The sequence below is a fragment of the Pseudoalteromonas maris genome, from assembly GCF_049257235.1.
Classification (GTDB): Bacteria; Pseudomonadota; Gammaproteobacteria; order Enterobacterales; family Alteromonadaceae; genus Pseudoalteromonas.
Window position 1 is genome coordinate 220,772 of the sequence record NZ_JBMMUF010000001.1, and the last position, 16,045, is coordinate 236,816.

General features: G+C 45.7%; 10 protein-coding genes. 6 read left to right on the top strand and 4 right to left on the bottom strand.

The features are described from left to right. Positions 1-71: 71 nt before the first annotated feature. Positions 72-632, top strand: coding sequence for a hypothetical protein (locus tag AAEU32_RS01040; protein ID WP_421968689.1), 561 nt, complete (start codon positions 72-74; stop codon positions 630-632). Positions 633-701: 69 nt separating this feature from the next. Further along, the gene (recN, locus tag AAEU32_RS01045) at positions 702-2,375 is read left to right on the top strand and encodes a DNA repair protein RecN (RefSeq protein WP_421968690.1); all 1,674 of its coding nucleotides are present in this window, start codon (positions 702-704) and stop codon (positions 2,373-2,375) included. A 48-nt stretch (positions 2,376-2,423) separates the two neighbouring features. Here recN and AAEU32_RS01050 read toward each other — a convergent pair whose 3' ends face one another. The 4 genes from AAEU32_RS01050 to AAEU32_RS01065 all read right to left on the bottom strand — a co-directional run bounded on the left by AAEU32_RS01050 (position 2,424) and on the right by AAEU32_RS01065 (position 10,081). After that, positions 2,424-3,839 carry an FAD-dependent oxidoreductase gene (locus AAEU32_RS01050; protein WP_421968691.1) on the bottom strand — a complete coding sequence of 472 codons (1,416 nt, stop codon included), beginning with the start codon at positions 3,837-3,839 and terminating at the stop codon, positions 2,424-2,426. 8 nt (positions 3,840-3,847) lie between these two features. Further along, positions 3,848-8,305 (bottom strand): glutamate synthase large subunit, encoded by a 4,458-nt coding sequence (gene gltB / locus AAEU32_RS01055; RefSeq protein WP_421968692.1) that lies wholly within the window; start codon positions 8,303-8,305, stop codon positions 3,848-3,850. Positions 8,306-8,650: 345 nt separating this feature from the next. Then, positions 8,651-9,568 carry a substrate-binding periplasmic protein gene (locus AAEU32_RS01060; RefSeq protein WP_421968693.1) on the bottom strand — a complete coding sequence of 306 codons (918 nt, stop codon included), beginning with the start codon at positions 9,566-9,568 and terminating at the stop codon, positions 8,651-8,653. Between the two features lie 165 nt (positions 9,569-9,733). Continuing rightward, on the bottom strand, positions 9,734-10,081 hold the full coding sequence (locus tag AAEU32_RS01065) for a Grx4 family monothiol glutaredoxin (protein WP_421968694.1): 348 nt from the start codon (positions 10,079-10,081) through the stop codon (positions 9,734-9,736). Between the two features lie 382 nt (positions 10,082-10,463). Between AAEU32_RS01065 and AAEU32_RS01070 the strand changes: the two genes are divergently transcribed. From AAEU32_RS01070 to AAEU32_RS01085, 4 genes are all read left to right on the top strand, one after another. Continuing rightward, positions 10,464-11,048 carry a superoxide dismutase gene (locus AAEU32_RS01070; protein ID WP_421968695.1) on the top strand — a complete coding sequence of 195 codons (585 nt, stop codon included), beginning with the start codon at positions 10,464-10,466 and terminating at the stop codon, positions 11,046-11,048. 219 nt (positions 11,049-11,267) lie between these two features. After that, a complete protein-coding gene (locus AAEU32_RS01075; protein WP_421968696.1) occupies positions 11,268-13,190 on the top strand; it encodes a PrkA family serine protein kinase in 1,923 nt (640 codons plus the stop codon). A gap of 29 nt (positions 13,191-13,219) precedes the next feature. Next, on the top strand, positions 13,220-14,506 hold the full coding sequence (locus AAEU32_RS01080; protein ID WP_421968697.1) for a YeaH/YhbH family protein: 1,287 nt from the start codon (positions 13,220-13,222) through the stop codon (positions 14,504-14,506). A 12-nt stretch (positions 14,507-14,518) separates the two neighbouring features. Then, positions 14,519-16,024: a SpoVR family protein gene (locus AAEU32_RS01085; RefSeq protein ID WP_421968698.1), complete on the top strand. Its 1,506-nt coding sequence runs from the start codon at positions 14,519-14,521 to the stop codon at positions 16,022-16,024. Positions 16,025-16,045: the final 21 nt, after the last annotated feature.

Below are 16,045 nucleotides of genomic sequence, written 5' to 3' on the forward strand. Positions count from 1 at the left end.
TAATTGCAATAATGTGCCAATTACATAAAAATAGCGCTATTAAATAGTCACGGTGAAACGCAGTATTGGTTATGGCTTTGGTAGTAATTCTCACTCTGATCCTTCTTATAGCCTTACTTGGCCTGTACATTATTGTTGAGCGCAACAGAGAAAAAGCACGTGAAGCGCAGCGCCGAGCATTTAACAATCGCGTAAAAGCGATCCAACAACGTTTTTCTGCGGTGATCAGCGACTATGCAAGCGCGAGAATTCTGCGTCCGAAAAACACCACAACTATCAACGCAATTTGCTCAAATTTCTTTGTAGTGCAAAACAAAACGCCCGAAAAACTCGAGTATCTCGAGTACATCACCGATCGCGTGATCAACACATTACAAAGCGAATTTACCAAAGCTGATGCGCGCCAAGACATTGAAGGGCTGACTCAGCGTATGCAGCGATTTGTGCAAGATATTCCCCATCGCGGTATTGAATTTAATCAAACCTTCTACCAAGAAATTCTGCCTAGTTTGCTTACGTCTTTGACAACACCTGAACTCAGCATCGAAGAAAAAGCGCTTGCCCAAAAGACAGAGCAAGACGCACAAACAAGCGATGCTACTGAGCAGAAAGAACCAGCCGAATTTGCTTAAAAATTAATTTGCAAAAACCGAAAACACTGTATAAATTAACAGTTAAATATAACTGGATGGATAAACAGTATGCTTTCGGGACTTACAATTTCTAATTTTGCTATTGTCAGCGAGCTTGAAACCCAATGGCATGCGGGCATGACCGCTATCACAGGTGAAACCGGTGCTGGTAAGTCTATTGCTATCGATGCCCTCTCTCTATGCTTAGGCGAACGAGCCGATGCAGGCGCGGTCAGACCGGGCGCTAAACAAGCAGATATCAGCGCTCGCTTCGACATCACACATCTACCAAAAGCACAGCAGTATCTGCAAGAACATATGCTTGAGAGTGACGATAACGAGTGCCTTTTGCGACGCGTTATTGCCAAAAATGGGCGCAGTAAAAGCTACATTAATGGTGCAGCGGTAACTGCGGCACAACTAAAAGAACTGGGGCAGTATCTTTTGTCTATCCATGGTCAACACGCTCACCAGTTACTGCTGAAAAATGACCATCAATTGCACTTACTTGATGAATATGCTGGTCACAAAACACTTTTGGATAACACAGCCAGTGCCTTTGACCACTATCAAACTCTCCAGCGTGAACTAAAAGCGCTTGAAGCCAAACACGCTCAGCAACAGGCGCAAAAACAACTACTGGAGTATCAAGTAGCAGAACTCGACGAATTCGCGTTGGAAGAAGACGAATTTGAGCAAATTGAAATTGAGCACAACACATTAAGCCATGCTCAACACTTACTTGAAGGCTCGCAAAAGCAGCTATATGCCTTGTATGAGGGTGATGAACAAACCATCAGTGGTGCACTGCAACACAGTGCCAATGCGATGGTAGAACTTGCAGCCATTGACCCTGCGCTTGAAGGTATTGCAAACATGCTTAACGAAGCCTGCGTTCAGGTAGAAGAAGCAAGTAGAGAGCTGCGCGGCTATTGTGACAATACGGAGTTAGACCCTGAGCGTCTCTCGCAGCTAGATCAGCGTTTGGCCAGTGCAATCAGCCTAGCACGCAAGCACATGGTCAATCCCAAAGAGCTGGTTACTCATCACCAAGAAATTAAAGCTAGTCTTGAGGCGATATGCGTTGATGATGAGCGCCTAGCGCAACTAGACACGGAGATAAATGATGCCCTTGCCTTATATCAACAACACAGTGAAGAGTTATCGAAGAGCCGACAAGATGCTGCTACAGCCCTAAGTGAGCTTATTGGTACAAGTATGCACGAGTTGTCGATGGAAAATGGCCGTTTTGCCATTGAATTAGACAATGACTCTGTACGTGCACCGTCGCGTTTGGGGCAAGATCGCATTGAATTTTTGGTCAGCACCAACCCAGGGCAACCTATGCAGCCGCTTTCTAAAGTGGCCTCTGGCGGTGAGTTGTCTCGGATCAGCTTGGCTATTCAGGTCATCATCGCCCAACGCGTGACCACCCCTACCCTTATTTTTGATGAGGTTGACGTGGGAATTTCTGGGCCTACAGCGTCAGCGGTAGGTAAATTGCTGCGTCGATTAGGAGAGTCAACACAAGTGATCTGTGTTACCCACTTGCCTCAGGTCGCCTGCAGTGCCATGAATCAGTTCTTCGTCGCCAAAGAGGTGGCTAATGATGAAACCTACACGCAAATGAAAGCGCTGAGTAGCCAGGGCCGAGTTGATGAAATTGCACGCTTATTGGGTGGCGATAATATCAGCGCAACAACCTTGGCCAATGCCAAAGAGCTTATTGCCGCCTACGGATAACAAAAAAGGCGGGCCAGTGCCCGCCTTCTAATCATTAGAGAAGTGAATTCACACTTCTAAGTAATCCATGATCCCTTCGGCTGCGTTACGGCCTTCAAATATTGCCGTAACCACAAGGTCTGAACCACGCACTGCATCACCACCTGCGAAGATTTTCGGGTTAGTGGTCTGATGCGTATAGTCACCTTGCTCAGGGGCAGTAATACCACCCCAAGCATTGATTTCAACCCCAAAAGGTTCAAGCCAATCCATTTTGTGTGGTTTGAAGCCAAATGCCATGAGCACGGCATCTGCTGCAACCACATGCTCTGAGCCTGCAACTTCTTGCGCACGTTGACGACCATTTTCATCTGGTGCCCCCAGTTGCGTTTTCACCATGCGAACACCAGTCACCTGCCCTTGTTCATTGACTTCAATGCCCTTTGGCTGAACGTTGAAGATAAATTCAACGCCCTCTTCTTTGGCATTTTTTACTTCACGTTTTGAGCCTGGCATGTTCTCTTCGTCACGACGATATGCACAAATGACATGTTCAGCTTGTTGGCGAACTGATGTACGCACACAGTCCATCGCAGTATCACCACCGCCTAAGACAACAACGCGTTTACCCTGCATATCAATGTACGGGTCGTTATGCTCATCATAGCCCATCACACGATTAGTGTTACCAATTAAGAAAGGTAGTGCGTCATGCACTCCGTGTGCGTCTTCATTCTCTAGGTTACCGCGCATACTCTGATAAGTACCAACCCCTAAAAACACCGCATCATATTGATCAATAATGGTTTGTAACTCAATATCTTGACCTACTTCTGTGTTAAGTCTGAACTCTACACCCATTTCTTCAAAAATTTCACGACGACGCTGCATCACTTCTTTTTCAAGCTTAAAGGACGGAATACCAAAGGTTAGCAGGCCACCAATTTCTGGATGACGGTCAAACACCACAGGCTTGACGCCATTACGCACCAACACATCTGCACATCCGAGTCCCGCTGGGCCAGCGCCAATAATAGCCACTTTCTTGTCGCTCCAGACAACGTGTCTCATATCAGGCTTCCAACCCATCGCAAACGCAGTGTCAGTAATATACTTTTCAATATTACCTATGGTCACCGCACCGAACTCTTCATTAAGCGTACACGCGCCCTCACACAAACGGTCTTGTGGACACACACGACCACACACCTCAGGTAAACTATTAGTGCGGTGCGACAGCTCTGCAGCTTCAAGAATACGACCAGTGCGAATAAGCTTTAGCCACTGTGGGATGTAGTTGTGAACTGGGCACTTCCACTCACAATAAGGGTTACCGCAATCCAAACAACGGTCAGCTTGAGAGTCGACTTGGTTTTGTGAAAACGGCTCGTATATTTCAACAAACTGCTGCTTACGGGTTGAGATGGGCTTTTTACGCGGATCAACACGCTGCACATCAATAAATTGATAAACATTTTGGCTCATACTTCCTCCTACTGTGCCTGCACACGCAATTCTGCGCTACTGCGGGCACGGTGGCCCAATAAACTATTCACATCACTTGATTTAGGCTTAATCAGCTTAAACAGAGGCAAGTACAAATCAAAGCTCGCTAATATTGCTTCTGCTCGCGCCGAACCTGTTAAATCAAGATGTTCTGCTATCAAGCCACGTAAATGCTCTTGGTGTGTAGCCAAGTTATCAAGGGCCACAATCTCAACCAGCTCAGGGTTGATGCGCTTATCAAAATCTTTACCTTCATCAAGCACGTAAGCGAAACCGCCCGTCATGCCTGCACCGAAGTTAATGCCCACTTTGCCTAATACGCACACTACACCGCCTGTCATATATTCACAGCCGTTATCGCCAAGCCCTTCAATGACAGCTGTAACGCCCGAGTTGCGCACTGCAAAGCGCTCACCCGCACAGCCCGCTGCAAACAACTTACCGCCTGTTGCACCATACAAACAGGTGTTACCAATAATGGATGCTTGATGTGATTGGAAACAAGAGCCCACAGGCGGGCGCACTACCAAGCGGCCACCAGCCATGCCCTTGCCGACATAGTCATTAGCATCACCAATCAAGGTCATGTCCAAACCACCAGCGTTAAACACACCAAATGATTGCCCTGCGGTGCCATGCAATTCAATGCGCACCGCGTCTGCGGCCATACCTTGGTTACCGTGCTTAGAAGCAATATAGCCCGACAACATGCCACCGACTGAACGGTCGGTATTACATACGCGTGTCACTAACGCGGTACCCGATTTACTATCAATCGCTGTTTTCGCTTTAGCTAGCAGCTCCTCATTCAACGTCCCAATATAGTGCGACGTATTCGGTGCTGAGCAATACAAAGACTGGCCACTGATATTCTTTGGCTGCGCCAGCAAATGCGATAAATCCAGTTTTTGCTGTTTCGGTGTATTGCCTTCTATGACTTCTAACAAATCAGTACGCCCGATCAAGTCCACAAGGCGCGTTACGCCAAGTGAAGCCATAATTTCGCGGGCTTCTTGAGCGATGAATTTAAAGTAGTTCATCGCCATTTCTGGTAAACCGTGATAGTGCTTAGCACGTAGGGTCTCATCTTGTGTTGCTACGCCCGTTGCGCAGTTATTCAAGTGGCAAATGCGAAGATACTTACAGCCAAGAGCAACCATAGGGCCAGTACCAAAACCAAAGCTTTCAGCACCCAAGATGGCCGCTTTTATGATATCCAAGCCTGTTTTCAAACCACCATCGGTTTGTAAACGAATACGATGACGTAAGCCGTTTTCGACCAACGCCTGCTGCGTTTCAGCAAGGCCGAGTTCCCATGGGCTGCCAGCATATTTAACTGAGGTTAACGGGCTTGCGCCAGTACCACCGTCATAGCCAGCAATGGTGATTAAATCGGCATAGGCTTTAGCAACACCTGTAGCAATCGTGCCTACGCCAGGCTCAGATACCAGCTTGACCGAAATCATGGCATCAGGGTTCACCTGTTTTAAATCGAAAATCAGCTGTGCTAAATCTTCAATCGAGTAAATATCGTGATGTGGTGGTGGTGAAATCAGCGTCACACCCGGCACCGAATATCTCAATTTGGCGATGTACGGTGTGACCTTTTCACCCGGCAATTGACCGCCTTCACCCGGTTTAGCGCCCTGCGCCACCTTAATTTGAATCACATCGGCACTACGCAAGTAATGTGGAGTGACGCCAAAGCGACCAGACGCCACTTGTTTAATACGTGAGTTTTTCTCAGTGCCGTAACGCAGTTTATCTTCACCGCCTTCACCAGAGTTAGAACAGCCTCCTAAGCGGTTCATGGCGATCGCCAGCGCTTCGTGTGCTTCAGGTGACAACGCACCAATACTCATGGCCGCCGAGTCAAAGCGTTTATATAAATCCGTTGCCGGCTCTACGTCATCGATATCAACAGCCGTGCAGTTCGCTTTTAACGCCAACATGTCACGCAAGTTCGTTACAGGACGCTTATTCACAAGATCCGCATACACGTTATAGTCGCTGTAATCACCGGAGCGAACCGCTTTTTGCAGAGACTGAATTACATCTGGGTTATATGCGTGATACTCGCCACCGTGAACAAACTTCAACAAACCACCGTGGCTTAACAATTTACGCGGACTAAACGCCAGCTTACGCAAACTCGTTTGATCGTGTTCAAAGTCGTCGAAATTAGCACCACTGATACGGTTGGCAACACCGTTAAAGCATTTCTCTACCACGTCGTCTGACAGACCCACTGCCTCAAACAACATTGAGCAACGATACGATGCTACCGTACTGATGCCCATCTTCGACATGATTTTGAATAGGCCTTTGTTGATAGCATTGCGATATGACAAGGTCACCTCGCGGTATGACTTATCAATGGTTTTATCATCACTCATTGCCACTAATGATTCATAAGCCAAATACGGGTAGATAGCGGTCGCACCAAACCCGAGTAACACAGCAAAATGATGTGGATCACGGGCGCTGCCCGTTTCAATGATGATGTTAGTGTCACAACGTAAGTTGTTGTTAACTAGGCGCTGATGCACTGCACCTACTGCCATAGCAGCGGGAATGGGCAGACTATCTTGCGTGATTTGACGATCGCTTAGGATCAGCATCACGGTGCCAGCTTGTGCTTTGCGCTGTGCTTCATCACACACTCGGTCAATCGCTTGTGCAAGCGTTTCTTCGCTGGTGTAGTTCAAATCAACTTGGCTGTGTGAGTAGTACTCATCACTGGCACTGCGCAACTGCACCATGTCTGAGTACATCAATACCGGTGAGTCGAACTGCAAACGCTTTGCATGCCCTGTCGTTTCATTAAATACGTTTTGCTCACTACCAATACAGGTCGCCAACGACATAACGTGATTCTCACGCAGCGGATCGATAGGTGGATTGGTCACCTGAGCAAACTTTTGACGGAAATAGTCATACAGTGAGCGATGTCCTTGAGACAACACTGCAAACGGCGTGTCATCTCCCATCGAACCCGTGGCTTCTTGACCATTTTCGCCCATTACGCGAATAACTTGATCCAGCTCTTCGTTAGTGTAACCGAACATTTTTTGATAGATCAGCAGAGTATCATCATCAAAAGAACGGTTCCCCGCCTCTTTATCACTGAGCTGCTCAAATGGAGTAAGCTGTTTGACGTTTTGCTCCATCCATTGCTTGTATGGGTGGCGCGACTTTAAATCTTGGTCAATTTCGTCTGAGTGCCACACCTTGCCATGCAAGGTATCTACAACCATCAGTTCGCCTGGACCAACACGCCCTTTTTCTACCACTTCATCTGCAGCATAATCCCAGATCCCCACCTCTGACGCGAGCGTAATAAAACCATCTTGGGTGACCACATAACGCGCTGGGCGCAGGCCATTTCTATCAAGATTACACGCCGCAAAGCGACCATCAGACATAACAATACCCGCTGGACCATCCCAAGGTTCCATGTGCATAGAGTTAAAGTCGTAAAAGGCACGCAGGTCATCATCCATCGCACGGTTTTTTTGCCATGCCGGCGGCACAAGCATGCGCATAGCACGGAACAAATCCATGCCACCAGCAAGGAATAACTCAAGCATATTATCTAGACTCGAGGAGTCTGAGCCGCTTTCATTTACAAAAGGCGCCGCTGTTTGTAAGTCCGGCAATAACGGTGAAGCAAACTTGTAGGCACGCGCTCGTGCCCATTGGCGGTTACCAGTGATCGTATTAATTTCACCATTATGGGCCAAATACCGAAATGGTTGGGCGAGTGGCCAGCGCGGTTGTGTGTTGGTTGAAAAACGTTGGTGGAATACACAAATTGCCGATGTCATGCGCATATCGGCCAAATCGAGATAAAAATTTGGCAAGTCATCAGGCATCATCAGGCCTTTATACACTGTGACTAGACCAGACAAGCTAGCGATATAAAAATCGCTGTCATCAACGAGTTGCTTTTCAATGCGACGTCGCGCGATATATAAACGGCGCTCTAAATCTTTGGGTCGCCACCCTTCTGGGGCACTTACAAATACCTGTACAAATTGAGGCAGTTGCTTGAGCGCTATTTCACCTAGACACTCTGTATTAGTCGGCACATCACGCCAGCCAACAAGCGTCAGGGTCTCTTGCTCTAACTCTTTGTTGATTACCTTTTTAGCTGTTTGTGCCTTGATTGGATCTTGGCTAAGAAAAATCATGCCCACAGCATAGTTCTTGCCCAACAACCATTCGTTTTCCTTCGCTATTGCACGAAAGAAACTATCTGGTTTTTGCATCAGCAAACCACAGCCATCACCCGTTTTACCGTCGGCTGAGATGCCGCCGCGGTGCTCCATACGAGCCAGACCTGTGATCGCTGTGCGAATTAACTTATGGCTAGCTTGGCCGTTAACCTGAGCGATTAAACCAAACCCGCAATTATCTTTTTCTAAATTTGAGTCATATAACATGTTGGACCCCCATCCCCATTGCTACTGCACGTCGGCTGCTCATTAACCTGGATGTAATGCTGACACGACGGACTGTAAACGCTAACTCTTTGTCTACAGGGTGTCAACGAAATAATGAATACATATTCACATCATTGAATTTTTTTCATTATTTGTAAACACCACGACAATGTAAACAACTTGCATCATTTAGCCACGTTATTTTCGTTATTTTTAACATGACACCAGTGTCATTTTTAAAAAGTTGACAATTTACGTTTAATAGAAACAGGTTTACGTTAACGTAAACTGCCGGGCTTGGTGAATAATTATTCACTGATGTGAATATTGATTTACTTTGCTTTTTTATTGCTGGCTGCATTCATTGCCAATTTGCAGGGCAAATTCAACGTCCATATTTGCCGCTTTGAATTGCTCTATGGTTGTATTGATATGCTGCAATAATGTTTGCCACCGAGGTTTAGATTTAGACAACGCAAAATATAAAGATTGCTCAGTAATAGCGGGCTGTAGCACTCGGTATGCACGTGTGTCTATGCCCGCCCTGTTTGCTAGGGTATCAATCACAGTTGGATCGCCGATGATAAGGTTTACTCTCGCTCGCAGTAACAAGGAAAGGTTTTGCGCGTCGTCCACTGCTAGGGCTGTTACTAGTTTACCACTGTCGATTAACGCATCGACATCTGGCGAGTTTTGGTACCCCCTTACAACCCCCAGTGAATAATTAGGCAGCTCAGTCAGGCTTGGTGCCTCTTTTATATTACTTTTGGCCAACGCAAGATAATTGACAGGCGTATTAGCAAAGGGCACCGACATGGCTAAATGTTGCAGTCGCGTATCTCCGGCAACAACATCTGATGGAGAGCTCGGTTCGATTTCATACTCGGGCGCAAGAATATCGGCATGACCCAGTTCAACCATACGCACAGCGCGTACCCATGGCAAAAATCTAAACTCGGGGTTGTAACCTGACTCAATGAGTACCGCGGCCATATAATGGGTGAGCCAACCATTTTTGCACTGCTGACGCCCGATATAAGGCGGCCAATTTAATGTCGCCACGATCACTGTACTGGGCTTACCCGCGTCAATAAATAACGATTGTACTCGCCACTCACCTGTGTAGTTGCGTTGCACTGAGCCTACTTGATATTGAAGGTGGAATTCATTGGTGGGACTGAGCGTGTCCTTTGCATGTGTGCAAAAGACACTCAATAGTGATGTAAAGATAACAAATGCAAAATAACGCTGTAATAGAAACACGACTTTTTCTCCACAAACGTTTCTACACAGTGTAGTAGATACTTGGACGTGTTGAGCTTTTATGTATGAATATAGGTAAAATTAAAAAAGCCAGCTTAGCTGGCTTTTCTGTGTGTTTGCATATTTCGCGCAAACCGAGTGTGCTTCTAAGTAGAAGCCGCGCGCTTACTCGCTCGCTTGCTCTTCGGCGTCTTTGTATTTCGCCGCTGTCTCTTGAATAAGAGGCTGAAGTTCACCGCGCTGGAACATTTCGATAATAATGTCACAACCGCCAATTAGCTCGCCTTCAACCCAAAGCTGTGGGAAAGTTGGCCAATTTGCATATTTAGGTAACTCTGCACGAATATCTGGGTTTTGTAGAATGTCTACATAAGCAAACTGCTCACCGCATGACATCATCGCTTGTGCAGCCTGAGATGAAAAACCGCAGCTAGGAAGTTTAGGTGAACCCTTCATGTAAAGGATAATTGGGTTCTCAGCAATTTGCTGTTTGATCTTATCAATTGTTTCCATGAACAACCTCAATTTATGTTTAAGGTGATGATTGCTGTTGAAAATCACCACTGTGACCACAATGTCTAGGAATACGTGTCATTTTAAAGCAAACAGCATCACCTTGATAGCCAGCATAGAAATAATTCATGTGTAACATGAGTACTGGAAACTATCACGCATTGCGCTTAAAAACGCCTATGCTTATTAGCCTATTAACGTACTAAAACGGGCAATATGCTGACCTATGGCACTGAGATAGCGCCGTTAGGCGTTGCTGTTTGCTTAAACTTGAGTAAAATACTCAGGAATTATAGTAACACTATAATGGCTTTCAGTATATAAAACGCTGCGTTGGCAGCCCTGTGAGCCCTTTTTCAAATAAAGATAGATGGAGAAAAACATGGCATTTGAACTACCGTCACTACCGTATGAAATCAACGCACTAGAGCCGCACATTTCTCAAGAAACGCTTGAGTTTCACCACGGTAAGCACCACAACACTTACGTAGTAAAACTAAACGGCTTAATTGAAGGTACTGATTTCGAAGGCAAAACACTAGAAGAAATCGTATGTTCATCAGAAGGCGGTGTATTCAACAATGCTGCGCAAATCTGGAACCACACATTCTACTGGCACAGCCTATCTCCAAACGGTGGCGGCGTAGCAACAGGTGCTGTTGCTGACGCAATCAACGCTAAATGGGGTTCTTTCGAAGCGTTCCAAGAAGCGTTCAACGACAAAGCAGTTAACAACTTCGGTTCAAGCTGGACATGGTTAGTAAAAACTGCCGACGGTTCACTAGATATCGTTAACACGTCAAATGCTGCAACTCCACTAACTGAAGCTGGCGTTACTCCACTACTAACAGTTGACCTATGGGAACACGCTTACTACATCGATTACCGTAACGTGCGTCCTGATTACCTGAAAGGTTTCTGGGCACTTGTTAACTGGGACTTCGCGAACCAAAATTTCGCAGCGTAATTTCCTTTTCGACATGTGAGTGAAATTTTCACTCATTTACTGTCTCAAAAAGCCGTGTTAGCACTGTTCTAACACGGCTTTTTTTATTCCTTACAACTGAAAAAGGTACACGTTAAATAACTAATATATTTCGCAAAATTTTATAACACTGTCTAAGCTTTAAGTACCGAGTGGCATCTTTACCCTTTCATCTTATCCTTGAGTTACTTGGAGGTCGTTATGACAATTTTCGAGCACTATCAATCACGGTTTGAAGCGTCCCAAGAAGAAGAATATACCGTTAATGAATTCTTAGAACTGTGTAAGTCAGATAAAACGGCCTACGCAACAGCCGCTGAGCGATTGCTGACCGCAATTGGTGAGCCAGAAATGGTTGATACGTCACAAGATGCCGTCCTAAGCCGACTGTTCTCTAATCGGGTGATAGCACGTTATCCGGCCTTTAGAGAGTTTTATGGTATGGAAGAAGCCATTGAGCAGATAGTTTCCTACTTAAAACACGCCGCGCAAGGGCTAGAAGAGTGTAAACAGGTTCTGTACTTACTTGGCCCTGTTGGGGGTGGTAAGTCATCCATCGCTGAAAAGCTCAAGTACCTCATGCAGCAAGTGCCCATATACAGCATTAAAGGCTCGCCAGTAAACGATCACCCTCTGAGTCTATTCAGTGCTGTTGAAGATGGTGAGTTATTAGAGAAAGAATACGGCATTAAAAAACGTTATTTACGCACCATTATGTCGCCATGGGCGGCTAAGCGTTTAAAAGAGTACAACGGTGATATCAGCCAATTTAAGGTGGTTAAACGTTACCCATCTATTTTGAATCAAGTCGCGATTGCCAAAACTGAGCCTGGGGATGAGAACAACCAAGATATTTCAGCATTAGTTGGTAAAGTTGACATTCGTAAGCTAGAGCACTTCGCACAAAACGACCCAGACGCTTACGCCTACTCAGGTGCATTGTGCCTAGCAAACCAAGGTTTGATGGAATTTGTTGAGATGTTCAAAGCACCTATTAAGGTGTTACACCCATTGCTTACCGCAACCCAAGAAGGCAACTACAACGGTACAGAAGGAATATCGGCTCTGCCCTTTAGTGGCATCATTTTAGCCCACTCAAACGAATCAGAGTGGCAAACCTTTAAAAACAACAAAAACAATGAGGCCTTTTTAGATAGGGTTTACATCGTAAAAGTGCCTTATTGTTTAAGAGCGTCCGAAGAAATCAAAATTTACAATAAGTTGCTTGAAAATAGCGAACTTAACGAGGCGCCATGTGCTCCGGGAACCTTGGAAACATTGGCTAAATTCTCAGTACTATCACGCATTAAAGAGCCCGAAAACTCAAGTATCTACTCAAAAATGCGGGTATACGATGGCGAAAGCCTCAAAGACACAGACCCTAAAGCCAAATCATATCAAGAGTACCGTGATTATGCGGGAGTAGATGAAGGCATGACTGGTCTATCAACGCGTTTTGCATTTAAGATTTTGTCGCGCGTGTTCAATTTTGACCACAGTGAAGTGGCAGCAAACCCAGTGCATCTATTCTACGTGCTAGAGCAGCAAATTGAGCGTGAACAATTCAGTGCAGAGGTGCAAGAGAGGTACTTGTCACATCTTAAAGGCTACTTAATCCCTCAATATGTTGAATTTATCGGTAAAGAGCTTCAAACCGCGTATCTTGAGTCTTATTCCGAGTACGGACAAAACATCTTTGATCGCTATGTCACTTACGCAGACTTTTGGATTCAAGATCAGGAATACCGAGACCCCGATACCGGCCAACTGTTTGACCGAGCAGCGCTCAATGCTGAACTGGAGAAAATTGAGAAACCTGCGGGTATTTCAAACCCTAAAGACTTCCGCAACGAAATCGTCAATTTCGTGCTGCGGGCGCGGGCGCACAATAACGGCAAAAACCCACTGTGGACCAGTTATGAGAAGCTGCGTACTGTGATTGAGAAGAAAATGTTCTCAAACACAGAAGATTTACTGCCAGTGATCTCATTTAATGCCAAAACATCTGCTGAGGATCAGAAGAAACACGAAGACTTCGTTAACCGCATGGTTGATAAAGGCTACACCCAGAAACAAGTAAGGTTGTTATCTGAATGGTACTTGCGTGTTCGCAAGTCGCAATAACGCCTTTGAAGTAAGTTGAGGGGAATTGTATGGCGCACTTTATTGATAGGCGCCTAAACGGCAAGAATAAAAGCACGCTTAATCGCCAACGCTTTATTCGTCGCTATAAAAAGCAGATAAAAGAAGCCGTTTCGGACGCCATAAACAAACGCAGTGTCACCGATGTGTCCAGTGGCGAGAGTATTTCTATTCCCGCCAAAGACATCACCGAGCCGTTTTTTCATCAGGGAAAAGGCGGCCATCGTGAACAGGTGCACCCTGGCAATGATCAATTTAACACCGGCGATAAAATAAAACGCCCACAAGGGGGACAAGGCGGTGGTGCCGGCGAAGGTGAGGCTAGCGATCAAGGCGAAGGCAATGATGACTTTGTGTTCTCTATTTCCAAAGATGAATACCTAGATTTGCTATTCGAAGACTTAGAGCTACCCAATTTGCAAGAAAACAGCCTCGATAAGCTGGTGCAGATGAAAACTCATCGCGCAGGCTTTTGTAATGACGGCATGCCAAGCAATATCGACGTTGTGCGCTCGTTACAGGGCTCACTGGCTCGAAGAGTCGCCATGACCGCAGGTAAAAAACGCGAATTGGCTGAACTCAAAGCGCAACTCATAGAGCTTGAGCAACAGCCCGTCCCCGAGCAAACCAAAATCAATAAGCTACTCGAAGACATTGAGGCGCTGGAGCGTAAAATCTCGGCGGTGCCGTTTATCGACAACTACGATTTGCGCTTTCGAAATTACGAAAAGCGCCCTCACCCAACGTCAAAAGCGGTCATGTTTTGCTTAATGGATGTATCAGGCTCCATGGACCAAGCCACCAAAGACATGGCAAAACGATTTTATATCTTGTTGTATCTGTTCTTAACTCGAACCTATAAAGACATTGAAGTCGTCTACATTCGTCACCACACCCAAGCCAAAGAGGTGGACGAGCAGGAGTTTTTCTATTCTCAAGAAACAGGCGGAACCATAGTGTCCAGTGCACTGAAATTAATGCATCAAATTATTGCTGATCGTTACTCTTCAAGTGAATGGAATATCTATGCTGCCCAAGCATCTGACGGCGATAACTGGGCTGATGATTCACCGCAGTGTTCTGAGTTGTTAAGCGCAAAGATTCTGCCCATGGTGCGCTATTACGCTTACGTGGAGATCACCAATCGCGCCCATCAGAGCTTATGGCGCGAATATGAACAATTGGCCGCGCAGTACGGTAATTTCGCCATTGAGCACATTACCTCAGTGGACGACATTTACCCTATATTCCGCGAACTATTTAAGAAAAGCGCACACAAATCGGCGCAAAGCGCTTAAATGGGGGTGAGTATGAAACGAAAGCCATTGAGTGACGGACCAGATTGGACCTTCGAGCTACTTGAGCAATATCGCGATGAGATTGAACGCGTTGCCGAGCACTACAAATTAGATACCTACCCGAATCAAATAGAGGTGATCACAGCGGAACAAATGATGGACGCCTATTCCAGTGTTGGTATGCCCATTGGCTACAATCACTGGTCTTTCGGTAAAAAGTTTATTCAAACTGAGCAAAATTATCGTCGTGGGCAAATGGGCCTTGCCTATGAAATTGTTATTAATTCCAACCCCTGTATTGCCTATTTAATGGAAGAAAACACCATAACCATGCAAGCTTTGGTTATGGCCCATGCGTGTTATGGTCATAATTCATTTTTCAAAGGTAATTACCTGTTTAAGACGTGGACGGACGCAGGCTCCATTATTGATTATTTGCTGTTTGCCAAGAACTACATTGCTCAGTGCGAACAGAAGTATGGTATAGATGAAGTAGAAGACATTCTCGACTCATGCCATGCCTTAATGAATTATGGCGTTGACCGCTACAAACGGCCTCAACAAATCTCCTTGTATGAAGAGCAAAAGCGTCAAAAAGAACGAGCTGATTACCTCCAATCTCAAGTTAATGAGCTATGGCGCACTATCCCTAATAGTGAGCAAGCGAAGAAACAAAAACGCCAGCGTTTTCCGTTAGAACCACAAGAAAATATTCTCTATTTTATCGAGAAGAACGCACCATTGCTTGAGCCATGGCAGCGGGAAATTGTGCGTATTGTGCGTAAAATCTCGCAATATTTTTATCCACAAAAGCAAACCCAAGTAATGAATGAAGGCTGGGCGACCTTTTGGCATTACACCATCCTCAACCACCTTTATGACGAAGGTAAATTAACCGATGGCTTCATGCTTGAAGTACTGCAAAGCCATACCAACGTGGTCTACCAGCCGCCTTATAATAGTAATTATTATTCGGGGATTAACCCCTACGCGCTGGGCTTTAATATGATGACCGATATTCGCCGTATCTGCGAAGACCCAAGTGATGAAGACCGGCAGTGGTTTCCTGAATATGCAGGAAGTGATTGGCTTGAAACACTGCACTTTGCCATGCAAAACTTCAAAGACGAAAGCTTCATTAGCCAATTTTTGTCACCCAAATTGATCAGAGACTTTAAGCTATTCTCAATCGTCGACGACAGCGCTCAACCTCATCTCGAAGTTGCAGCTATTCACGATGAAGGGGGATATCAGAAAGTTCGCCAAGCATTATCGGCGCAATATAACTTGAGTAACCATGAGCCAAACATTCAAGTATATGATGTTGATATACGAGGCGATCGCTCCCTAACTCTGAGGTATATTCCTCATAAAGGGATACCGCTTGCTGATTCAAAAATCGAAGTGCTTAAGCATTTACACCGATTATGGGGTTTTACGGTCAAGCTTGAACAAGAAAATGCCGATGGCAGTATTATTAATCTAAGTCAGTGCCCTGAACCGCAAGAAGCGGATTAATTATTAGGGCGTGTTGAGCTT

Bases quoted from the DNA above. Each gene is read 5' to 3' on its own strand.
- AAEU32_RS01040 (WP_421968689.1), top strand. From the start codon at position 72: ATGGCTTTGGTAGTAATTCTCACTCTGATCCTTCTTATAGCCTTACTT.
- recN (WP_421968690.1), top strand. From the start codon at position 702: ATGCTTTCGGGACTTACAATTTCTAATTTTGCTATTGTCAGCGAGCTT.
- AAEU32_RS01050 (WP_421968691.1), bottom strand. From the start codon at position 3,839: ATGAGCCAAAATGTTTATCAATTTATTGATGTGCAGCGTGTTGATCCG.
- gltB (WP_421968692.1), bottom strand. From the start codon at position 8,305: ATGTTATATGACTCAAATTTAGAAAAAGATAATTGCGGGTTTGGTTTA.
- AAEU32_RS01065 (WP_421968694.1), bottom strand. From the start codon at position 10,081: ATGGAAACAATTGATAAGATCAAACAGCAAATTGCTGAGAACCCAATT.
- AAEU32_RS01070 (WP_421968695.1), top strand. From the start codon at position 10,464: ATGGCATTTGAACTACCGTCACTACCGTATGAAATCAACGCACTAGAG.
- AAEU32_RS01075 (WP_421968696.1), top strand. From the start codon at position 11,268: ATGACAATTTTCGAGCACTATCAATCACGGTTTGAAGCGTCCCAAGAA.
- AAEU32_RS01080 (WP_421968697.1), top strand. From the start codon at position 13,220: ATGGCGCACTTTATTGATAGGCGCCTAAACGGCAAGAATAAAAGCACG.
- AAEU32_RS01085 (WP_421968698.1), top strand. From the start codon at position 14,519: ATGAAACGAAAGCCATTGAGTGACGGACCAGATTGGACCTTCGAGCTA.